The organism is Streptomyces sp. NPDC028711 (genome assembly GCF_055565415.1).
Window position 1 is genome coordinate 103947 of sequence record NZ_JBVHUJ010000014.1, and the last position, 20125, is coordinate 124071.

Annotated in this window: 21 protein-coding genes and 1 tRNA gene; 13 read left to right on the forward strand and 9 right to left on the reverse strand. The window is 71.4% G+C overall.

Going from position 1 to position 20125, the window contains the following annotated elements:
- The first annotated feature begins 13 nt into the window (after window positions 1–13).
- On the forward strand, window positions 14–295 hold the full coding sequence (locus ACZ4VK_RS33245) for a hypothetical protein (RefSeq protein ID WP_468360506.1): 282 nt from the start codon (window positions 14–16) through the stop codon (window positions 293–295).
- A 40-nt stretch (window positions 296–335) separates the two neighbouring features.
- On the opposite strand, the gene ACZ4VK_RS33250 is transcribed toward ACZ4VK_RS33245, so the two are convergent.
- Window positions 336–1496 (reverse strand): serine/threonine-protein kinase, encoded by a 1161-nt coding sequence (locus ACZ4VK_RS33250; protein WP_468360509.1) that lies wholly within the window; start codon window positions 1494–1496, stop codon window positions 336–338.
- A 288-nt stretch (window positions 1497–1784) separates the two neighbouring features.
- Here ACZ4VK_RS33250 and ACZ4VK_RS33255 point away from each other — a divergent pair, with 288 nt between their 5' ends.
- Window positions 1785–2663, forward strand: coding sequence for a glycosyltransferase family 2 protein (locus ACZ4VK_RS33255; RefSeq protein WP_468360512.1), 879 nt, complete (start codon window positions 1785–1787; stop codon window positions 2661–2663).
- Window positions 2664–2689: 26 nt separating this feature from the next.
- Here ACZ4VK_RS33255 and ACZ4VK_RS33260 read toward each other — a convergent pair whose 3' ends face one another.
- Window positions 2690–3112 carry a MarR family winged helix-turn-helix transcriptional regulator gene (locus ACZ4VK_RS33260; RefSeq protein WP_468360515.1) on the reverse strand — a complete coding sequence of 141 codons (423 nt, stop codon included), beginning with the start codon at window positions 3110–3112 and terminating at the stop codon, window positions 2690–2692.
- A gap of 159 nt (window positions 3113–3271) precedes the next feature.
- On the opposite strand from ACZ4VK_RS33260, the gene eno reads away from it, so the two are divergent.
- Window positions 3272–4579: a phosphopyruvate hydratase gene (eno, locus tag ACZ4VK_RS33265; protein WP_468360518.1), complete on the forward strand. Its 1308-nt coding sequence runs from the start codon at window positions 3272–3274 to the stop codon at window positions 4577–4579.
- A 71-nt stretch (window positions 4580–4650) separates the two neighbouring features.
- Here the strand turns inward: eno and ACZ4VK_RS33270 are convergent.
- Window positions 4651–4724: transfer RNA gene (locus ACZ4VK_RS33270), tRNA-Pro, on the reverse strand.
- Window positions 4725–4868: 144 nt separating this feature from the next.
- Window positions 4869–5807, reverse strand: coding sequence for a metallophosphoesterase (locus tag ACZ4VK_RS33275; protein ID WP_468360521.1), 939 nt, complete (start codon window positions 5805–5807; stop codon window positions 4869–4871).
- 74 nt (window positions 5808–5881) lie between these two features.
- Between ACZ4VK_RS33275 and ACZ4VK_RS33280 the strand changes: the two genes are divergently transcribed.
- Entirely contained in the window at window positions 5882–6346 is a 465-nt protein-coding gene (locus ACZ4VK_RS33280) for a GatB/YqeY domain-containing protein (protein ID WP_468360524.1), read from the forward strand.
- A 78-nt stretch (window positions 6347–6424) separates the two neighbouring features.
- On the opposite strand, the gene ACZ4VK_RS33285 is transcribed toward ACZ4VK_RS33280, so the two are convergent.
- Complete coding sequence (locus tag ACZ4VK_RS33285; RefSeq protein ID WP_468360527.1) at window positions 6425–8662, reverse strand: transglycosylase domain-containing protein; 2238 nt, start codon at window positions 8660–8662, stop codon at window positions 6425–6427.
- A 538-nt stretch (window positions 8663–9200) separates the two neighbouring features.
- On the opposite strand from ACZ4VK_RS33285, the gene ACZ4VK_RS33290 reads away from it, so the two are divergent.
- Window positions 9201–9545, forward strand: coding sequence for a WhiB family transcriptional regulator (locus tag ACZ4VK_RS33290; RefSeq protein WP_026058363.1), 345 nt, complete (start codon window positions 9201–9203; stop codon window positions 9543–9545).
- A gap of 14 nt (window positions 9546–9559) precedes the next feature.
- Here the strand turns inward: ACZ4VK_RS33290 and bagB are convergent, their stop codons facing one another.
- Together bagB and bagA are read right to left on the reverse strand one after the other, a co-directional pair.
- Window positions 9560–10885 carry an ATPase BagB gene (gene bagB, locus ACZ4VK_RS33295; RefSeq protein ID WP_468360893.1) on the reverse strand — a complete coding sequence of 442 codons (1326 nt, stop codon included), beginning with the start codon at window positions 10883–10885 and terminating at the stop codon, window positions 9560–9562.
- Window positions 10886–11055: 170 nt separating this feature from the next.
- Window positions 11056–12018, reverse strand: a complete 963-nt coding sequence (gene bagA, locus ACZ4VK_RS33300; RefSeq protein WP_468360530.1) for an ATPase BagA — start codon at window positions 12016–12018, stop codon at window positions 11056–11058.
- A 123-nt stretch (window positions 12019–12141) separates the two neighbouring features.
- Between bagA and ACZ4VK_RS33305 the strand changes: the two genes are divergently transcribed.
- From ACZ4VK_RS33305 to ACZ4VK_RS33325, 5 genes are all read left to right on the forward strand, one after another.
- A complete protein-coding gene (locus ACZ4VK_RS33305; protein WP_015034547.1) occupies window positions 12142–12300 on the forward strand; it encodes a DUF4177 domain-containing protein in 159 nt (52 codons plus the stop codon).
- The gene (locus ACZ4VK_RS33310) at window positions 12297–12767 is read left to right on the forward strand and encodes a RidA family protein (RefSeq protein WP_468360533.1); all 471 of its coding nucleotides are present in this window, start codon (window positions 12297–12299) and stop codon (window positions 12765–12767) included. The genes ACZ4VK_RS33305 and ACZ4VK_RS33310 overlap by 4 nt, the downstream gene beginning before the upstream one ends.
- Before the next feature lie 97 nt (window positions 12768–12864).
- Window positions 12865–13911 (forward strand): NUDIX hydrolase, encoded by a 1047-nt coding sequence (locus ACZ4VK_RS33315; protein WP_468360536.1) that lies wholly within the window; start codon window positions 12865–12867, stop codon window positions 13909–13911.
- Window positions 13908–14738 (forward strand): MBL fold metallo-hydrolase, encoded by an 831-nt coding sequence (locus ACZ4VK_RS33320; RefSeq protein ID WP_468360539.1) that lies wholly within the window; start codon window positions 13908–13910, stop codon window positions 14736–14738. Before ACZ4VK_RS33315 ends, ACZ4VK_RS33320 begins: the two co-directional genes overlap by 4 nt.
- 152 nt (window positions 14739–14890) lie before the next feature.
- Window positions 14891–15775 (forward strand): prohibitin family protein, encoded by an 885-nt coding sequence (locus tag ACZ4VK_RS33325; protein WP_468360542.1) that lies wholly within the window; start codon window positions 14891–14893, stop codon window positions 15773–15775.
- A gap of 80 nt (window positions 15776–15855) precedes the next feature.
- Here the strand turns inward: ACZ4VK_RS33325 and ACZ4VK_RS33330 are convergent, their stop codons facing one another.
- The gene (locus ACZ4VK_RS33330) at window positions 15856–16530 is read right to left on the reverse strand and encodes a Crp/Fnr family transcriptional regulator (protein WP_015034542.1); all 675 of its coding nucleotides are present in this window, start codon (window positions 16528–16530) and stop codon (window positions 15856–15858) included.
- Window positions 16531–16784: 254 nt separating this feature from the next.
- On the opposite strand from ACZ4VK_RS33330, the gene nth reads away from it, so the two are divergent.
- From nth to ACZ4VK_RS33345, 3 genes are all read left to right on the forward strand, one after another.
- Window positions 16785–17804, forward strand: coding sequence for an endonuclease III (nth, locus tag ACZ4VK_RS33335; RefSeq protein WP_468360545.1), 1020 nt, complete (start codon window positions 16785–16787; stop codon window positions 17802–17804).
- 70 nt (window positions 17805–17874) lie between these two features.
- Entirely contained in the window at window positions 17875–18624 is a 750-nt protein-coding gene (locus ACZ4VK_RS33340; protein ID WP_468360548.1) for an NUDIX hydrolase, read from the forward strand.
- 47 nt (window positions 18625–18671) lie between these two features.
- On the forward strand, window positions 18672–19871 hold the full coding sequence (locus tag ACZ4VK_RS33345; RefSeq protein ID WP_468360551.1) for a MarP family serine protease: 1200 nt from the start codon (window positions 18672–18674) through the stop codon (window positions 19869–19871).
- Window positions 19872–19906: 35 nt separating this feature from the next.
- Here the strand turns inward: ACZ4VK_RS33345 and ACZ4VK_RS33350 are convergent, their stop codons facing one another.
- The gene (locus tag ACZ4VK_RS33350) at window positions 19907–20104 is read right to left on the reverse strand and encodes a hypothetical protein (protein ID WP_468360554.1); all 198 of its coding nucleotides are present in this window, start codon (window positions 20102–20104) and stop codon (window positions 19907–19909) included.
- Between the last annotated feature and the right edge of the window lie 21 nt (window positions 20105–20125).

Below are 20125 nucleotides of genomic sequence, written 5' to 3' on the forward strand. Positions count from 1 at the left end.
ACGGAGGTGACCCATGAGCCGACGGCACCACTTCCACATCGACCACCGCGGGCACTCGGTGTCCGTGACCGTCCAGACCGGGCACAGGCCCGTCGTCGAGGTCCTCGTCGACGGCAAGGAGACCGGCTACGCCAAGGGCGAAGGTGACCGTCCGGTCACCGTCCCGGTCGAGCTGCCGACCGATCCGCCGACGACGGTGACGGTACGGGCGACCACGGGGCCCGGCGTGCCGCGCTGCCTGCTGATCACCGATCCGGATGGCGAGCCGCTGGTGATGGCGCCGAGACCGTACTGAGGGAGCGCACTGGCCGCAGGGGCCTGCGTACGGGCCGATCTCAGGAGAGCCAGGCCATCCCGATGATCAGGAAGACCACGAAGGCGATGGCTCCGGCCACCGCGGCCGTCTTCCGGGGACGGCGCCGTGAGAGCTCCGCGAGCCCCCCGCCGGCGGGAGCGGGACGCTCGCGCCGCCGGGACGCGGACGGGCCGGCGGGCACGGGTCTGCGCGCCGGTGCCGGCGCGGGTCTGTGACCGTGTCCGGGCATGGCCGCGGGCGTCGGCATCGGCGCGGACACGGGTGCGGGCATGTGGGAGGAGACGCCCGTGGGACGGGTGGCGGCGCCCGAGGGACCGGGGTGGTGGTGCGGGGCGTGGGTCCTGGGCTGCGCCGGGGCGGCCTGCGGGTAGGCGCGCCAGGCGCCGGAGGAGAACCAGTCCGCGATGGCCTGCGCCGGGGGCCGCTGCTCCGGCTGCTTCGCGAGCAGGCTGAGGAGGTACGCCTCGAACTCGGGCGGCAGCGCCACCCCGAGCCGGCCGGGGGGCACGGGGGCGGTGTCGATGTGCTGGTAGAGCAGCGCCGTCGCCGTGTCCGCGCGGAACGGCGGGCGCCCGGTGAGCAGTTGGTAGAGGACACAGCCGAGCGAGTACACGTCGGAGGCGGGCGACGCGGGCTGTCCGAGGGCCCGCTCGGGGGCGAGGTAGAGCCCCGTGCCCACGATCTGGCCCGTCGTGGTGAGCGCCGCCGAGGGATCGTCGACGAACCGGGCGATGCCGAAGTCGGCCAGTTTCACCGTGCCGTCGGTGTCGACCAGCAGGTTCCCCGGCTTGATGTCCCGGTGCACGACACCCTGCCGGTGCGCGGCGGCGAGCCCGGCGGCGGCATGGGCGGCGACCACGGCGACCCGCTCGGCGGGCAGTACCAGCGGATCGGAGGTGTCTCCGGCGAGGCTGTCGCCCTCCACCAGCTCCATGACGAGGAACAGCTTCCCGTCCCACGTACCGAAGTCGAAGACGCCGACCACGTGCGGGTGGCTCAGCCGGGCGGCGGTCTGCGCCTCGAGCCGGAACCGGTCACCGGCGGAGGGGTCGGTCGACTGCGCCAGCATCAGCTTCACCGCCACGGACCGGCCGAGCACCTCGTCGGTGGCCTGCCACACCTCGCCCATGCCGCCCCGGCCGATACACACGTGAAGCCGATATCGGTCCGCGACCAGCACCTGGAGACCACCCTTTCGACGATCGATCAACTAGACGGAAGGGAACCAGCGTAGAGCCGCGCGACCGTGCTCTTCGCCGCGCTCCCCCCAGATCCCGCCCGGACCCCGCCCGCACCCCGTCGGGGGACGCCCGCGCACGGAGTCTCCGTGACCGCGATCCCGCGCGCGTGGGCGCGTCCGGTGGACGGTGGCCGTGGTCCGGATGAACGAGAGATGGCGTCGTCCGGTTAGCATCGCGGCCCGGAGTGAGTGCCGGCGGACGCCGGTGAGCGTGGAACGGAGTGGGTCGTGACGCGACCTCGTGTGGGTGTGGCGGTACTGACGATGGGCACGCGCCCGGTCGAGCTGCGGGCGCTGCTCGACGCCGTGGCCCGGCAGGACGAGCCCGCCGCCCGGATCGTCGTCGTCGGCAACGGCACCGGGACGCTCCCGGAGCTCCCGGAGGGCGTGACCGGCGTGGAACTCCCGGAGAACCGGGGCGTGTCGGGCGGCCGGAACGTCGCCATCGAGACCCTCCGCGCGTTCGGCGACGTCGACGTGCTGGTGGACCTGGACGACGACGGTCTGCTCGTCGACACGGACGTCTTCCGCCGTCTGGCCGACCTGTACGAGGGGGATCCGGCCCTGGGCGTCGTGTCGTTCCGTATCGCCGACGAGACGGGCGAGACGCAGCGGCGCCACGTTCCGCGCCTCGGGGCGAAGGACCCGATGCGCGGCGGGGAGGTCACGACCTTCCTCGGCGGCGGTCACGGCCTGTCGATGCGGATGCTCGACGAGATCGGCGGCTGGCCGGAGGAGTTCTTCTTCACCCACGAGGAGACCGACCTGGCCTGGCGTGCCCTCGACGCGGGCTGGAAGGTCATCTACGAGCCGGCCCTGCTCCTCCAGCACCCGAAGACCAGCCCGGCCCGGCACGCGGTCTACCACCGGATGACCGCCCGCAACCGCGTCTGGCTCGCCAAGCGCAACCTGCCGGCTCTGCTGGTCCCCGTCTACCTCGGCGTCTGGACCCTGCTCACCCTGGCCCGCACCCGCTCCCTGCCGGGCCTGGCGTCCTGGTTCGCCGGCTTCGCGGAGGGCGTGCGCCGCTCCGGCGGCCCCCGCCACCCCATGAGCTGGTCGACGGTCCGCCGCATGACCCGCCTGGGCCGCCCGCCGGTGATCTAGCAGGCGTCTGGGGGGTGCCTTGCCCCCTAGCGCGTGGCGAGCCGCTCAAGGAGGGCGGCGCTCCGGGCCAGCAGGGCCCGCTCCTCCTCCGTGAGTTCGGCCTCGATGGCCTGTGCGAGCCACCCCGCCCTGCGCCCCCGCTCCGCTTCGAGCGCGGCCCGGCCCGCGTCCGACAGCTCGACCAGCGACTTCCGGCCGTCGGTGGGATGCGCCCTGCGCGTGATCAGGCCCTGGTCCATGAGCAGCCCCACGGCCCGGGCCATCGACTGGGGACGTACGCGCTGATCGGCGGCGAGGTCGCTGGTGGTCATGGCGCCGTTGCGGTCGAGTGCGCCGAGCACGGCGGCCTGACCCAGCGGGATGCGGTCCTCGGTCTTGACGCGCCGGAGGAGCTTGCCCATCGCGGTGCGCAGTTCGGCGGCGATGGCGGCGGCTTCCGAGGTGGGCATAGGGCACCTTACCCCCTGGTCAGCAAGGTGCGCACCCGACCTGTACAGCAAAACTGCACAGCAAAACTGCGCAGTATTGCTGTACTGTTCGGGTGTCGGGCTCAGCGCCAGCGTTGTCGCAGCCGGGGCCACGGCACACGACGACGGGAAGGACCTCCCATGTCCACAGAGGCGGTCGGAACCACCGACGCCACCATCGAGACCGTCACCGCCCGCCGGATCATCGACAGCCGGGGCAACCCCACGGTCGAGGTCGACGTCGTCCTGGCGGACGGATCCCTGGGGCGCGCGGCCGTCCCCTCCGGCGCCTCCACCGGCGCCCGGGAGGCCGTGGAACTACGCGACGGGGACTCCGCGCGCTGGCACGGCAAGGGCGTCGACCGCGCGGTGGCCCATGTCAACGGGGAGATCGCGGCGTCCGTGCGCGGCCGGGACGCGGCGGACCAGGCGGGTCTCGACGCCGCGCTCGTCGCCCTCGACGGCACCGCCACGAAGTCCCGCCTTGGCGCCAACGCGATCCTCGGCGTCTCCCTCGCCGCGGCCAAGGCCGCAGCGGCGGCCCACCGCCTGCCGCTCTACCGCTACCTCGGCGGCGCCGACGCCCACCTCCTGCCGCTGCCGATGATGAACATCGTCAACGGCGGGGCCCACGCCGACAATCCGCTGGACTTCCAGGAGTTCATGATCGCGCCCGTGGGTGCGGACACCTTCGCCGAGGCCGTCCGCATGGGCAGCGAGGTCTTCCACACCCTGCGCCGCGACCTGCTGGCCGCGGGGCACTCCACGGGCGTCGGCGACGAGGGCGGCTTCGCGCCCGCGCTGCGTACCGCCGAGGAGGCGCTCGACTTCGTGATGGCCGCGATCGAGCGCACCGGCTACCGCCCGGGCGCCGACATCGGGCTGGTCATGGACCCGGCGTCGTCGGAGTTCTTCCGCGACGGGGTGTACGACTACACGGGCGAGGGCGTACGCCGCACCCCCTCCGAGCACGCCGAACACCTGGCCCGGCTCATCGACGCCTACCCGGTCGTCTCGATCGAGGACCCGATGGCGGAGAACGACCTGGACGGTTGGCGCGAGCTGACCGCCCGCGTCGGCGACCGCTGCCAGCTCACCGGCGACGACGTGTTCTGCACGAACGAGACGCTGCTGCGCGAGGGCATCCGCACCGGCGTCGGCAATTCGGTCCTGATCAAGGTCAACCAGATCGGGACCCTGACCGAGGCCCTGACCGCGGTGGCCACGGCCCACGAGGCGGGCTGGACGGCCGTCATGTCGCACCGCTCGGGCGAGACGGAGGACACCACCATCGCGGACCTCGCGGTGGCGACCGGCTGCGGCCAGATCAAGACCGGCTCACTCTCCCGCTCCGACCGCACGGCGAAGTACAACCAACTGATCAGAATCGAAGAGGAATTGGGCCCGAGGTCCCGCTTCGCCGGCCACTCGGCACTGCGCCGCCCCTGAACACCCCCACAAACCACTCAGGGGCCTGATCCGATTTCTCGAATCAGGCCCCTGACCTGGTCTTACGGCTGTCGGGGTGGCGGGATTTGAACCCACGACCTCTTCGTCCCGAACGAAGCGCGCTGCCAAGCTGCGCTACACCCCGATGTCGCTGTTCTGTAGTTCACGTCGCGGCGACATCGATTACTTTAGCCCACGCGCGCGCTGAGACGAAATCCGGTATTCGGGGGGTCGTGGCGCCGCGCACGGCCCCGCTCCGGGGGTGCGGTACGTCCCTCGGCGTAGGCGGTCAGCTGCGGGCCGTCAGGGTGAGCAGGGTGACCTCCGGCGGGCAGGCGAAGCGGATCGGGGTGTACCGGTTGGTGCCGCAGCCCGCGGAGACGTGGAGGTACGAGGTCCGGCCGGCCGCCGAATGGGTGGAGAGGCCCTTCACGCGGTCGGTGTCCAGGTCGCAGTTGGTGACGAGCGCCCCGTAGAAGGGGACGCAGAGCTGGCCGCCGTGGGTGTGGCCGGCGAGGATCAGCTCGTACCCGTCGGCCGTGAAGGCGTCGAGCGAGCGCAGATAGGGGGCGTGGACGACGCCCATGGTGAAGTCGGCCGTCTCGTCGGGGCCGCCGGCCACCCGCTCGTACCGGTCGCGCTTGATGTGCGGGTCGTCGAGGCCGGTGAACGCGAGGTCCGCCTGCGGCAGCTTCAGGCGGCCGCGGGTGTTGGTGAGGTTCACCCAGCCCGCCGCGTCGAAGGCATCCCGCATCCCCTCCCAGGGATTGTGGACGGCGCCGACGACCGGCTTGTTGCCGTTGAGGCCGTGGCGGCCCTGCGCCTTCTCCCTCAGGTAGCGGGCGGGGTTGCGCAGCTTCGGCCCGTAGTAGTCGTTGGACCCGAAGACGTACACCCCGGGGAACTCCATCAGCGGGCCGAGCGCGTCGAGGACCTCCGGCACCGCGTCCGGGTCGGAGAGGTTGTCGCCGGTGTTGACGACGAAGTCCGGGCGGAGCCCCGCGAGGGAGTGGAGCCAGGCCCGCTTCTTGCGCTGGCCGCTCACCATGTGGATGTCGGAGACCTGGAGGACCCGCAGGTCGTTCATGCCGGGTGGGAGCACCGGCACCGTCACACGGCGGAGCCGGAACGAGCGGGCCTCGAAGCCGGCCGCGTAGACGATTCCGGCGGCGGCCGTCGCCGTGAGACCTGCCGTGATCTTCAGGGGGATCCCGTACCGTGCGCGCATCCCCCCATCGTCGCAGACCCGTGAGGCGTAAATGCGCGGGCGGGTGGAGCGGACCACCTGACACACTTGGTCCCATGACCACGCTGAAGGCGAAGCTCCAGGCCGACCTCAACGCCGCGATCCGGGAGCGCGACGAACTGCGCTCCTCGACCCTGCGGCTGACCATCACCGAGATCTCCAAGCAGGAGGTCGCGGGCAAGACCAAGCGTGAACTCTCCGACGACGAGGTGCAGAAGGTGATCGCCAAGGAGGCGAAGAAGCGCCGCGAGGCCGCGGAGGCCTTCGCCCAGGGCGGTCGCGCCGAGTCCGCCGAGCGGGAGCGGGCCGAGGGCGTGCTCCTCGACGCGTACCTGCCGAAGCAGCTCAGCGACGAGGAGCTCGACGGGATCGTCGCGGCGGCCGTCGAGGAGGCGAAGGCGGCGGGCGCCGAGGGGCCGCGTGCCATGGGCGCCGTCATGAAGATCGTGAACCCGAAGGTGGCCGGCCAGGCCGACGGCGGGCGGGTCGCCGCCTCCGTGAAGAAGCTGCTCGCGGGCTGATCCGCGGGAGTACGTACGAGGAAGGGCGCCCCACCGGTCAGGTGGGGCGCCCTTCCTCGTACGGTCAGGTCCGGTGCGTCAGCGGCCGTTGGGCTTGCCGTTACCGCGTCCGCCGCCGCCGAACAGGTCCGTCGGGAGCGTGATCCCGGGGAGCGGCCCGGTGGTGTCGCCCGGCTTGCCGTCGGCCGGCTTCCGCGGCTTGTTCGGGCCCTCGTCGCCCTCCTTCTCCTTGTCCTTGGGCTTCTCGGCCCGCGGTACGGAGATGGGGGCGAAGCGCGGCGTCTCGGAGGCGTCCAGGGCGCCCGTCATGGCGATCTTCCAGATGGGGCCGGGAAGGCAGCCACCGCAGACCTTGTCGTACGTGACGCCGCCGATGGTGATGTCGTACATCGACTTCTTCTCGCCGACGTCGTCGCCGACCCAGACCGCCGTGGACAGGTTCGGCGTGTAGCCGACGAACCAGGCGTCCTTGCGGTCGTTCGTCGTACCGGTCTTGCCCGCGTTGTCGCGGTCGCTGAGGCCGGCCTTGGTACCCGTACCGTCCTCGACGACGCCCTTCAGCATCTGGTTGATCAGGTCGGCGGTGCGCTCGCTCATCGCCCGCGTGCACTTCGTCTGCGGCACGTTCAGCTTGTCGCCGTTCGCGGCCTTGACGGACTCGATGGCGACCGGGGTGCAGTAGATGCCGCGGTTGGCGAAGGTCGAGTAGACCGCCGCCATGTCGAGCGGGGTGCTCTCCTGGGAGCCGAGCGTGACGGCCGGCAGCTCCTTGAGCTTCTTGCCGAGCTCGCGCTCGTACCCGACCTTCTTCGCCATCGTGAGCGTCTCGCAGAGGCCGGTCATCTGCTCCAGCTTGGCGAAGTACGTGTTGATGGACTTGCCGAGGGCGCTGGTCATGTCGTACGCGCCCTTCTCCGACTCGACCTCGTTGCCGATCTCCCAGGTGTTGTACCCCGCCGGCTTGCCGTCGCAGCCGGTGTAGTCGCTCTCCGGGATCTTGATCTTCCACGGGGTGTCGAAGCTCGTCGCCGGGCTGATGCCCTTCTCCAGCGCCGCCGCCGCCGTGATCGGCTTGAAGGTCGAGCCGACCTGGAAGCCGTACGTCGTGCCGCCCATCCTGCTGCCGACGGCGAGGTTCAGCGTCGTCTGGTGCTGCTTCTGGTCCAGGCCGTACGGGCGGGACTGGCCCATCGAGAGGATCTTGCCGGTGCGGGGCTGGACCTGCACCACCGAGGCGGCGACCGGGTCGTCCTTGTTGATCTTCGCGACGGCGGCGTCGTTGGCGGCGGCCTGGGCGCGCGGGTCGAGCGTGGTCCTGACGGTGAGGCCGCCCAGGTTCCACAGCTTCTGGCGCTCCTCGGCCGTCTTCCCGAAGACCGGGTCGGAGAGGATCGTCTTGCGGACGTAGTCGCAGAAGAAGCCGGCGCCGTCGACGGCGGTGATGCAGCCGTTCTTCGGGGACTTGACCTTCAGCTTGAGCGGGGCCGCCTTCGCCCTGTCCGCCTCGGCCTGGCTGATGTCCTTCACGTCGGCCATCCGCTGGAGGACCACGTTACGGCGCTTGGTGGCTTCCTGGATGTCGTTGATCGGGTCGTAGCGGCTCGGCGACTGGACGAGCCCGGCCATCATCGCCGCCTCGCCCAGGCTCAGGTCGGCGGCGTGCTTGGAGAAGTACCGCTGGGAGGCGGCCTCGATGCCGTACGCCTGCTGCCCGAAGAAGGTGATGTTGAGGTAGTTCTCCAGGATCTTCTTCTTGCCCAGCTCCTCCTCGACCTGGATCGCGAACTTCAGCTCGCGGACCTTGCGGCCGATGGTCTGCTGGGTGGCCTGCGCGACCTTCTCGGGGTCGTCACCGGCCTCCTCGACGAAGACGTTCTTCACGTACTGCTGGGTCAGCGTGGACGCGCCCTGCGCGACCCCGCCCTCCTGCGCGTTGCGGTTGATCGCGCGCAGCACGCCCTTGAGGTCGATGGCCCCGTGCTCGTAGAAGCGCCCGTCCTCGATCGCGACGATCGCCTTCTGCATGTACGGGGAGATCTTCTCCAGCGGCACGACCTTCCGGTCCCGCGAGTACACCGTGGCGAGGAGACCGCCCTCGGCGTCGAGGATCGTGGTGCGCTGACTCAGCGGCGGGGTCTTCAGATTGGAGGGGATCTCGTCGAACCCCTCGACCGTGCCCTTCGCGGCCAGCCCGAGCGCACCGGCCGCGGGCAGGGCGATCCCTGCCAGCACGGCTCCCGCGAGCACACTGACACCAAGGAACTTGGCGGCCTGCTGGGTCCCGGTCAGACCACCGCCCGAGCGCATGTTTGCCATGAGAGGCAGCCTAATCCGTAGTGATGTGCGATCCGCAGGAGCGGGTGCCTCTCGGAGCGTTCGAGTACCAGACCGTGACATCCGGAGGCCGCGCACGGCCGGCCGGTGCGACGGCATGGCAGGTGAGGCGCCTACGTTCTCATTCGCCGGACACACGTATATGCCTTGGCCTAAGCTGCTCCCAACTGTCACAGCAGTGCGGTCTGGCATCAAGACCCGGGTGTGACATCGACATGAATTCCCCTGACCCCGAAACAGGGGAAGCTCGTGTCCGTTTCCGGCTCATGCGTCACGCGGTGTCCGAAGTGACCCCGTCGAGGAAGGGCGTATCCAGGCGATATGTCCGCTATCACACGCATGTCCTTCGATCACTCCCCTGGGTGATCTGACGCGCACGCATAGTCCGTTCGGGCCATCCAAGATTGGGCCCGAAGGGGGTGTTGCGCTGTGCCCACCTTCCGTAACGTCCCAACTGGCAGCGGTGAATATGCCGCTGCCGCCGTGGGGGAGCCTCGATTCGGGAGAGGACGGCGCCGGTATGGGCTGGGTAGCTGACTGGAGTGCGCAGGCGGCCTGCCGCACTACCGATCCGGATGAACTTTTCGTGCAGGGAGCGGCACAGAACAGGGCAAAGGCGGTGTGCACCGGATGCCCGGTGCGGACCGAGTGCCTCGCCGACGCCCTCGACAACCGCGTGGAGTTCGGTGTGTGGGGCGGCATGACGGAGCGCGAGCGCCGTGCTCTGCTGCGCCGCAGGCCGACCGTCACCTCGTGGCGCCGGCTTCTGGAGACCGCGCGCACGGAGTACGAGCGGGGAGCGGGCCTGCTGCCCGTGGCGATGGAGGACGACGCGACGTACGAGGCGTACGCCGCGGTGGGCTAGGACCTCGTCAGGGGTCAGGCCGAAGGTCTCCGACCGGCCGTGAGCCGGTCACCGATGGCCCGCAGCCCGGCGAGGTCGTGCACATCGCCGGGCAGGGCCGCCACTTCGGTCACCGCCACCTCGGGGTGGAGTGCCGTGAAGCGGTCACGCGTGCGCTGCTCACGCGCGAGCACCCGCATGCGCTCGGCATGCAGGCGCAGGAGTCCCGCGGTGAGATGTCGTACGTCCACGTCTGTTTCCTGTGCCGGGTCGGCTGTGGGGGCAGCCTCGGGTACGGGAGTTGCGGCGGCGGTGGCGAGGTCGAACGGCTCGTGCTCCGTGGCCGGGGAGCCACTGCGATCAGCTTTCCCGCCCCCCTGATCCACAATGCGCCCCTCCTCAAGATTTTCCGCGGCGGCCCGCGCCCGCTCGGCCGAAAGTCGGGCGGCACCACTGCCGTGGACCCGGTTGAGGACGAGACCGGCCAGGGGCATCTCCTCGGCGGCCAGCCGCTCCACGAAGTAGGCGGCCTCCCGCAGCGCGTCCCGCTCCGGCGTTGCCACCACGAGGAAGGCCGTGCCCGGGGCCTGGAGCAGCTTGTACGTGGCGTCGGCGCGGGTACGGAAGCCGCCGAACATCGTGTCCATGGCCGCGACGAACGTCTGCACGTCCTTGAGGAACTGACCCCCGAGCAGCTTGCCGAGGGTCCCCGTCATCATCGACATGCCGACGTTGAGGAACTTCATCCCGGCCCTGCCGCCCACCTTCGCCGGCGCCATGAGCAGCTTGATGAACTTCCCGTCGAGGAACGACCCGAGCCGCTTCGGCGCGTCCAGGAAGTCCAGGGCGGACCGGGACGGCGGGGTGTCCACGACGATCAGGTCCCACTCGTCGCGGGCCCGGAGCTGACCCAGCTTCTCCATCGCCATGTACTCCTGCGTACCGGCGAATCCGGCGGACAGGGACTGGTAGAAGGGGTTCTCCAGGATCGCCCGCGCCCGGTCGGGCTCCGCGTGCGCCTCGACGATCTCGTCGAAGGTCCGCTTCATGTCCAGCATCATGGCGTGCAGTTCACCGCCGTCCGAGCCCTTGATGCCGTCGACCTTGCGCGGGGTGTTGTCGAGGGAGTCGATCCCCATCGACTGGGCGAGGCGGCGGGCCGGGTCGATGGTGAGGACCACGACCCGCCGGCCGCGCTCCGCCGCCCGTACGCCGAGGGCCGCGGCCGTCGTCGTCTTGCCGACCCCGCCGGCGCCGCAGCAGACGATGATGCGGGTCCCCCGGTCGTCGATCAGCGGATCGAGCTCGAGGACGGGCACGGCGTCGAGCCCGGAAGAGCCGGGGGCCGTGTCGGAGTCCACGACCGGAGCGCCGTCGGTCTTCAGGACCGGAGCCGTGTCGGAGCCCACGAGCCGAGCCCCGTCGGCCTCCAGGACCGGAGCCGCGTCGGAGCCCACGAGCCGAGCCCCGTCGGCCTCCAGGGCCGGAGCCGTGTCGAGGCCGCCCTCCCCGGGGCCCGCTGCCTTCACCGTCACGTGCCCACCCCTTGCCTCCGCAGTTCCTTCGCCAGCCGGTAGAGCCCCGCGATGTCCGCCCCGTCCCCCAGGAACGGAAGCTCGTACGACGGGACGCCGATGCCGTCCAGGACCGCCCGCTGCGCCCGCTCGAGCTCCACCCGCCGGGCGTGCTCGCCCGCCTGGTCGAGCAGCGGCTCGACCAGCGTCATGCCGCCGCTGACGCCGGCGGAGGCCAGCGCCCCGGCGATCGCCTCCCGGTGGTCGCCGGAGGCGGCCCGTACCGCCGCCTCGTCGAGGACGTGTGGCCGGACCATGTTCACCACGACGCGGCCCACGGGCAGTTCCGCGTCCCGGAGCTCCGCGACGCCGTCCGCCGTCTCCTGGACCGGCATCTCCTCCAGGAGGGTCACGAGATGCACCGCCGTCTCCGGGGACTTGAGGACCCGCATGACGGCCTGCGCCTGGTTGTGTATCGGACCGATCCTCGCCAGGCCCGCCACCTCGTCGTTCACGTTGAGGAAGCGGGTGATGCGGCCGGTGGGCGGCGCGTCCATGACCACGTGGTCGTAGGTGTGGCCGCCGTGCTTCTCGCGCCGCCGGACCGCCTCACAGGCCTTGCCGGTCAGCAGGACGTCCCGTACGCCCGGCGCTATCGTCGTCGCGAAGTCGATCGCGCCGAGCTTCTTCAGGGCCCGCCCCGCCCCGCCCAGTTTGTAGAACATCTGGAGGTAGTCGAGGAGCGCGCGCTCGGCGTCGATCGCCAGCGCGTACACCTCCCCGCCGCCGGGGGCGACGGCGATCTTGCGCTCCTCGTACGGAAGGGCTTCCGTCTCGAAGAGCTGTGCGATGCCCTGTCTGCCTTCGACCTCGACGAGGAGGGTGCGCTTGCCCTCCGTCGCGAGGGCGAGCGCGAGGGCGGCGGCGACCGTCGTCTTACCGGTACCGCCCTTGCCGCTGACGACCTGAAGCCTGCTCACGTTGTCGAGCCTAACCACTGGCGGCGGTACCCAATCAGGTGGCCGCCCCGGAGAAGCTCCCTAGGGGAGGCTTCAGGGGCCGCCTCGACGAGCGGCCGAGCGGCAGCGGATACAGTCGGGCCCATGACCAAGTGGGAGTACGTCACGGTGCCGCTTCTGGTGCACGCGACCAAGCAGATTCTGGACACCTGGGGCGAGGACGGCTGGGAGCTCGTCCAGGTCGTGCCCGGGCCGAACAACCCCGAGCAGCTCGTGGCCTATCTGAAGCGGGCCAAGTCGTGAGCGGGGCCGTCGAGGCGAAGCTCGCCGAGCTGGGCCTGACCCTGCCGGCGGTCGTGCCGCCGCTGGCCGCCTACCAGCCGGCCGTGCAGTCCGGCGTGTACGTCTACACCTCGGGCCAGCTCCCGATCGTGGACGGCAAGCTCCAGCTGACCGGCAAGGTCGGCGGCGAGGTCACCGCCGAGGAGGCCAAGCAGCTCGCGGCCACCTGCGCGCTGAACGCGCTCGCGGCCGTGAAGTCCGTCGCCGGTGACCTGGACCGGATCAAGCGGGTCGTGAAGGTCGTCGGCTTCGTCGCCTCCGCCCCCGACTTCACCGGACAGCCGGGCGTCATCAACGGCGCCAGCGAGCTGCTCGGCGCCGTCCTCGGCGACAAGGGCGTGCACGCGCGCAGCGCCGTCGGCGTGACCGTGCTGCCGCTCGACGCCCCGGTCGAGGTCGAGGTCCAGGTGGAGCTCGTCGACGCCTGACCGCCTGTCGTACGTCCGTACGCGACGCAGAGCCGGTTCCCTCCGTGCGAGGGGATCGGCTCTCGTGCATTCCTGTGCTTGCGCATAGCATCCGGCCATGTCGAATGGTCAGCCGAAGCAGGCGAGTGGTCAGCCGGAGCAGCCGAGCGGTCAGCTCGGGCAGCCGAGTCAGTCGGAGTCGTCGGAGCAGCTGAGTCCGTCAGAGCCTTCGGAGTCGTCGGAGCAGCTCAGTCCGGCGGAGCCGGCGGGGCGGCCCGAGCCGTCCGGCGGGCCCCAGCGGGCGAACGGGCAGTGGTACCCGCCCGAGTGGCCCGACCGGATCCGCGCCCTCGCCGCCGGCGAGCTCACCCCGGTGACCCCCCGCCGCGCCGCGACCGTCCTGCTGCTGCGGGACGGGGCCGCGGGACCCGACGTCCACATGCTGCGCCGCCGTACCTCCATGGCCTTCGCGGGCGGCGCGTACGCCTACCCCGGCGGCGGTGTCGACCCCCGTGACGAGCAGCCCGTGCGCTGGGCGGGGCCCTCCCGGGAGGCCTGGGCGGCCCGGCTCGGCCTCGACGACCCCGCGCAGGCCCAGGCCGTGGTCTGCGCCGCCGTGCGCGAGACGTACGAGGAGGCGGGCGTCCTGCTCGCCGGGGAGACCGAGGAAGGCGTCGTCGGCGACACGACCGGCGAGGACTGGGAGCGGGACCGTGAGGCGCTCGTCGCCCGCGAGCTGTCCTTCGCCGACTTCCTGGACCGGCGGGGGCTCGTGCTCCGCTCCGACCTGCTCGGCGCGTGGGCCCGCTGGATCACGCCGGAGTTCGAGCAGCGCCGCTACGACACCTGGTTCTTCGTGGCCGCGCTGCCGACCGGGCAGCGCACTCGGAACGCCTCCACCGAGGCCGACCGGACCGTCTGGATCCGCCCCGCGGACGCCGCCGCCGGCTACGACCGGGGCGAGCTGACGATGATGCCGCCGACGATCTCGACCCTGCGGAGCCTGGAGCGGTACGGGACGGCCGGCGATGCCCTCGCGGGGGCCGGGGAGCAGGATCTGACCCCGGTGCTCGCCCACGCGCGCGTGGAGGGCGACGAGCTGGTCCTGAGCTGGCCGGGTCACGAGGAGTTCACCAAGATCATTCCGATGGGCGGTGAGCGATGAGCGACGCAGCGGCCCTGCCGGGCCAGCCGCGCGGAGTCGTGGTCTCCGGTCCCGCGACCGCCCGCGCCGTGAACGTCCTCGCGCCGAACCCGTCCGCGATGACCCTCGACGGCACCAACACCTGGCTCCTCTCCGAGCCCGGCTCCGACCTCGCCGTCGTCGTCGACCCCGGTCCGCTCGACGACACCCACCTGCGCCAGGTGATCGCGACCGCCGAGAAGCTCGGCAAGCGGGTCGCGCTCACCCTGCTGACCCACGGCCACCCGGACCACGCCGAGGGCGCGGGCCGCTTCGCCGAGCTGACCGGGACGGCCGTACGGGCCCTCGATCCGGCGCTGCGGCTCGGCGACGAGGGGCTCGGCGCGGGGGACGTGGTGACGGTCGGCGGCCTTGAGCTGCGGGTCGTCCCGACGCCCGGCCACACCTCGGACTCGCTCTCCTTCCACCTGCCCGCCGACCGGGCGGTGCTCACGGGGGACACGATCCTGGGGCGCGGGACGACGATGGTGGCCCATCCGGACGGGCGGCTCGGCGACTACCTGGACTCGCTGCGGCGGCTGCGCTCGCTCACCGTCGACGACGGGGTGCGGACGGTGCTTCCGGGGCACGGGCCGGTCCTCGAGGACGCGCAGGGGGCCGTGGAGTTCTATCTCGCGCACCGGGCGAGCCGGCTCGCCCAGGTCGAGACGGCGGTGGAGAACGGCCACCGGACGGCGGCGGAGGTCGTCGCCCACGTGTACGCGGACGTGGACCGCTCGCTGTGGCCGGCGGCCGAGCTGTCGGTACGGGCCCAGCTGGAGTACCTGCGGGAGCGCGGCCTGGCGTAGGCGGGAGAGGCGGGGGTGGCCCCATGACCGGCCGGGCCCGGTCCTGGAGACGTCACGATCCTGTCCCGAGGCGGACCCCGCCCCTGCGGCGTTCTTGACCCGTGCTTTACGCTCCGCTTACTTCTGGCCGTAGCTTTCGGGGGGGAACGCCCGTGTTCGTCATCGCCATCCTGCTGCTCATCGCCGCAGTGGTGCTCTACTTCGTCGCCCGCTCCAACGACTCGAAGGGGCTGAAGCTGGGCGCCGTCGGCGCGGTGGTCGCCGGCCTCTTCTCGCTGGTCGTCAGCATGACGTACGTGATCAGCGCGTACGAGGTCGGTGTGCCGGTGGCCTTCGGCAAGGTCGGCTCGCCCATGACCTCCGGCATGCACGTGAAGTCGCCCTTCACCGACGTCACGACCTTCTCCACCCGCCCCGTCGACCTCAACCTCTCCGACAAGGACGTCGTCGAGGTCCGCTCCTCGCAGGGCGGTGTCATGTACGTCGAGGTCACGGTCAAGTGGGCCGTCGTCCCGTCGAAGTCCGTCGAGCTGTACAAGCTCGCGGGCAGCGAGGACGCCATCCAGCAGCGGCTCGTCTACCCCGACAGCCGGGAGATCGTCCGTAACGTCTTCGCCCGCTACACGAGCGAGCAGGGGTACGCCACCGACCGCGAGAAGATCAACGCCGAGATCGGCGACCTGATCAAGGAGCGCCTGGCCCCGCGCGGCATCGACGTGACCACGGTCAACCTGCGGAACGTGAAGCCCTCGGAGGCCCTCCAGAACCAGATCGACCGGAAGATCCAGCAGCAGCAGGCGACCGAGCGCGCCCTCGAGGCCGCCCGTACCGCCCAGGCCGAGTCCGACCGGCGCCGGATCGAGGCGGAGGGCATCGCCCGCGCCAACAAGATCCTCAACGACTCGCTGACGGACAAGGTCCTGATGAACCAGTGCATCGACGCGTTCAAGGAGGCCGCGGCGAAGAACCCGATCTACACCGTGCCCTGCGCGAACGGCGCCTCGGCCCCGGTGATCGTGGACGGTTCCAAGCGCTGACCGACGGTCCGTACGTAGCTGAAAGGGCCGCCCGGTCCGATGGCCGGGCGGCCCTTTCACGTACGGCGGTGCTGCGGGGTCTACCGCGAGCGCTTCGCGAGGCGCTCCACGTCGAGGAGGATCACGGCGCGGGCCTCCAGGCGCAGCCAGCCGCGCTGGGCGAAGTCGGCGAGCGCCTTGTTGACCGTCTCGCGGGAGGCGCCGACCAGCTGGGCCAGCTCTTCCTGGGTGAGGTCGTGGACGACGTGGATGCCCTCCTCCGACTGCACGCCGAAGCGGCGCGACAGGTCGAGGAGCGCGCGGGCGACACGGCCCGGCACGTCGGAGAAGACCAGGTCGGACATCTGGTCGTTGGTCTTGCGCAGGCGGCGGGCGACCGCGCGCAGCAGCGCGGTGGCGACCTCGGGGCGGGCGTTCAGCCAGGGCTGGAGGTCGCCGTGGCCCAGGCCGAGCAGCTTGACCTCGGTCAGCGCGGTCGCGGTCGCGGTGCGCGGGCCCGGGTCGAACAGCGACAGCTCGCCGATGAGCTCGCCGGGGCCGAGGACGGCCAGCATGTTCTCCCGGCCGTCGGGGGAGGTGCGGTGCAGCTTCACCTTGCCCTCGGTCACCACGTACAGGCGGTCGCCGGGGTCGCCCTCGTGGAAGAGCGCGTCGCCACGGGCGAGCGTCGCCTCACTCATCGAGGCGCGCAGCTCGGCAGCCTGCTCGTCATCGAGCGCCGCGAAGAGCGGGGCGCGCCGCAGAACGTCGTCCACGAGTTCTCTCCATACTGTCGACCAGCTCAGGGACCTGCGTCCCATGATGCCGGACGTACACAACAGTGCGATCAATCACAACAAGTTTGACGTACCGCGCCGCCCGTCCGTACGTCAGGGGCCCGATTGGGGGCTGATCGGCCACGACCGGGGCGGATGTCGGTGGGGCGCTCTAGGCTGGCCGGGTGTCCAACTCGCCGGTGAGAGCGCAGGCCAAGGGGGCTGGAAGAGTGTCCGCCGAAGGTAATTCCGCCGTGGGCGAACGCGGCGTGTCGAAGCGGGCAAAAGCCGCGAATCGGAAGCCCGCGAAGTCCACCGAGCCGGGGAAGGCCGCGCCCGTGAAGTCCGCCGAGCCGGGAAAGGCAGCCGTGCCCGTGAAGTCCACCGAGCCGGGGAATGCCCTCGCGTCCGTGAAGTCGCCCAGGCCGGGCAAGGCCGCCAAGCCCGCCGATCCGGTCACGGCCGCCCAGCCGGTCAAGGCTGCCAGGGCCGCCAAGCCCCCCAAGCCCGAGTCGCGCCTCGCGATGGTCCGTCGCGCCCGCAAGATCAACCGCGAGCTCGCCGAGGTCTACCCGTACGCCCATCCGGAGCTCGACTTCCGCAACCCCTTCGAGCTGCTCGTCGCCACGGTCCTCTCGGCGCAGACGACGGACCTGCGGGTCAACCAGACCACCCCCGCCCTCTTCGCGAAGTACCCCACGCCCGAGGACCTCGCCGCCGCCGTGCCCGAGGAGGTCGAGGAGCTCATCCGCCCCACCGGCTTCTTCCGCGCCAAGACCAAGTCGATCATGGGCCTCGCCGCCGCCCTCAGGGACGACTTCGGGGGCGAGGTGCCCGGCCGCCTCGACGACCTCGTCAAGCTCCCGGGCGTCGGCCGCAAGACCGCCTTCGTCGTCCTCGGGAACGCCTTCGGGGTCCCCGGCATCACCGTGGACACCCACTTCATGCGGCTGGCCAGGCGCTGGAAGTGGACCGAGTCCGACGACCCGGTGAAGATCGAGGCCGAGGTCGCCGAGATCTTCCCGAAGAGCGAGTGGACGATGCTCTCGCACCGGGTGATCTTCCACGGCCGGCGGATCTGCCACGCCCGCAAGCCGGCCTGCGGCGCCTGCCCGATCACCCACCTCTGCCCCTCGTACGGAGAAGGCGAGACCGACCCCGAGAAGGCGCGGAAGCTGCTCAAGTACGAGAAGGGCGGCTTCCCCGGCCAGCGACTCAGCCCGCCGCCCGGCTACCCCGGCCGCCCGGCGCCCCCGCTGGGCGCGGGCGACTGAGCCCGTGCCGCCCCGGAGGGCCCGGGGAACGAACCCGTCCATCGATGGCGTTGTGAAAACGGGGGTGCCTATGACGCGCACTGACGAAGAGATCCACGGCGAGGACGTCCGCGACGGCGACGTCCGCCACGACGATGTCCACGGCGAGGGCGCCCACGGACTGCTCAGCCGCGACGGGCTGCCCGACTGGCTGGGGCCCGTCGACCGGGCGGCCCGCACGGTCGCGCCCGAGCAGCTGAGCCGCTTCCTGCCGCCCGCCAGCGGCGCCGGGCGGCAGTCCGCCGTCCTCGTCCTCTTCGGCGAGGGGAAGCGCGGCCCCGAGCTGCTCCTCATGGAGCGGGCCGGCAGCCTGCGCTCCCACGCGGGCCAGCCCTCGTTCCCCGGTGGCGCCCTCGACCCCGAGGACGGCGACCCGGCGGACGGCGGGCTCCTGCGCGCGGCCCTGCGCGAGGCCCAGGAGGAGACCGGGCTCGACCCGGCCGGCGTCCAGCTCTTCGCGGTGCTGCCCCGGCTCTACATCCCGGTCAGCGGCTTCGTCGTCACCCCGGTCCTCGGCTGGTGGCGCACCCCCAGCCCGGTCGGGGTCGTCGACCCCGGAGAGACCGCCCGGGTCTTCACCGTCCCCGTGGCGGATCTCACGGATCCCGCGAACCGCGCGACGGCGGTCCATCCGAGCGGCCACAGGGGCCCGGCGTTCCTGGTCGAGTCCGCTCTGGTCTGGGGTTTCACCGCCGGCGTGATCGACCGGCTGCTGCACTTCTCCGGCTGGGAGCGGCCCTGGGACCGGTCCCGGCAGGTCCCGCTCGACTGGCGGTCATGACAGGCTGAACCCCGGCGACCGGAAACGAATCTGCGAGGCAATTGACGGTGAACGTGCTGGACATCTTGTTGCTGCTCGCCGCCGTGTGGTTCGCGATCATCGGTTACCGCCAGGGATTCGTGGTCGGCATCCTGTCGGTGATCGGCTTCCTCGGCGGCGGTCTCGTCGCCGTTCTGCTGCTTCCGGTCCTGTGGAACCAGCTGACCGACAACAGCGAGGTCTCGACCACGGCGACGATCGTCTTCGTGATGATCGTCATCGTCTGCGCCTCGGTCGGCCAGGCCTTCACCACCCACCTCGGCAACAAGCTGCGCCGCCACATCACGTGGTCACCCGCGCGCGCCCTCGACGCCACGGGAGGTGCCCTGGTCAACGTCGTCGCGATGCTGCTCGTGGCCTGGCTGATCGGCTCGGCGCTCGCCGAGACCTCCATGCCCACCGTGGGCAAGGAGGTACGGAGCTCCAAGGTGCTCCTCGGGGTGGAAGAGGTGATGCCGGATCAGGCGTCGCGCTGGTTCGACGACTTCAGCTCCACCCTGGCCCGCAGCGGCTTCCCCCCGGTCTTCAGCCCGTTCGCCGACGAGCCGATCACCCCGGTCCCACCGCCCGACCCGGCGCTCGTGGACAGCCCGGTCGCCGCGCGCGCCCAGCGCTCCATCGTGAAGGTCGTCGGCACCGCGCAGAGCTGCGGCAAGGTCCTCGAAGGCACCGGCTTCGTCTTCGCCGACCGCCGGATCATGACCAACGCCCACGTCGTCGGAGGCGTCGACGAGCCGACCGTGCAGATAGGCGGTGAGGGCAAGCTGTACGACGCCAAGGTCGTCCTCTACGACTGGCAGCGCGACATCGCGGTCCTGGACGTGCCGGACCTCAAGGCCGTGCCGCTCGTCTTCGCCGACGACGACGCCAGGAGCGGCGACGGCGCGATCATCGCCGGTTTCCCCGAGAACGGCTCGTACGACGTGCGCTCGGCGCGCGTCCGGGGCCGTATCCACGCGGACGGACCCGACATCTACCGCCGTGGCGATGTGCGCAGGGACGTGTACTCGCTGTACGCGACGGTCCGCCAGGGCAACTCCGGCGGTCCGCTCCTCACCGAGGACGGCGAGGTGTACGGCGTGATCTTCGCCCGCTCCCTCGACGACGCGAACACCGGCTACGCCCTGACGGTCGACGAGATCCGCGAGGACATCGAGCGCGGCCGGACCGCCGCCCAGCAGGTCGACACCCAGGCCTGCGCCCTCTAGGGGGCGTCGCGGCATGTGCCAAAGCCCGACGTCCCCTAGGGGGCGTCGCGGGGATGCCGGAGCCGGGCCGAGACCCAGCGGGCCCGGCGGCGGAGGATGAGCGAGATCCCCACCTCTTGCACGGCGTGCGAGCCGCCGGCGTCCGGCGGTCCACCCCCCTCGCGAGAACTCGGCGCGGCGGCCGAGCGGCGGTTGCGTGCAGTCGTGTCACCGTAGTCGTGCGTCCAGCCCATACTTCGACGTCTGCCCGTGGC

Excerpts from the sequence above, each read along its gene's own strand:
- ACZ4VK_RS33245 (WP_468360506.1), top strand. The coding sequence starts at position 14 with ATGAGCCGACGGCACCACTTCCACATCGACCACCGCGGGCACTCGGTG.
- ACZ4VK_RS33260 (WP_468360515.1), bottom strand. The coding sequence starts at position 3,112 with ATGCCCACCTCGGAAGCCGCCGCCATCGCCGCCGAACTGCGCACCGCG.
- eno (WP_468360518.1), top strand. The coding sequence starts at position 3,272 with ATGTCCACAGAGGCGGTCGGAACCACCGACGCCACCATCGAGACCGTC.
- ACZ4VK_RS33275 (WP_468360521.1), bottom strand. The coding sequence starts at position 5,807 with ATGCGCGCACGGTACGGGATCCCCCTGAAGATCACGGCAGGTCTCACG.
- ACZ4VK_RS33280 (WP_468360524.1), top strand. The coding sequence starts at position 5,882 with ATGACCACGCTGAAGGCGAAGCTCCAGGCCGACCTCAACGCCGCGATC.
- ACZ4VK_RS33285 (WP_468360527.1), bottom strand. The coding sequence starts at position 8,662 with ATGGCAAACATGCGCTCGGGCGGTGGTCTGACCGGGACCCAGCAGGCC.
- ACZ4VK_RS33290 (WP_026058363.1), top strand. The coding sequence starts at position 9,201 with ATGGGCTGGGTAGCTGACTGGAGTGCGCAGGCGGCCTGCCGCACTACC.
- ACZ4VK_RS33305 (WP_015034547.1), top strand. The coding sequence starts at position 12,142 with ATGACCAAGTGGGAGTACGTCACGGTGCCGCTTCTGGTGCACGCGACC.
- ACZ4VK_RS33315 (WP_468360536.1), top strand. The coding sequence starts at position 12,865 with ATGTCGAATGGTCAGCCGAAGCAGGCGAGTGGTCAGCCGGAGCAGCCG.
- ACZ4VK_RS33320 (WP_468360539.1), top strand. The coding sequence starts at position 13,908 with ATGAGCGACGCAGCGGCCCTGCCGGGCCAGCCGCGCGGAGTCGTGGTC.
- ACZ4VK_RS33340 (WP_468360548.1), top strand. The coding sequence starts at position 17,875 with ATGACGCGCACTGACGAAGAGATCCACGGCGAGGACGTCCGCGACGGC.
- ACZ4VK_RS33350 (WP_468360554.1), bottom strand. The coding sequence starts at position 20,104 with ATGGGCTGGACGCACGACTACGGTGACACGACTGCACGCAACCGCCGC.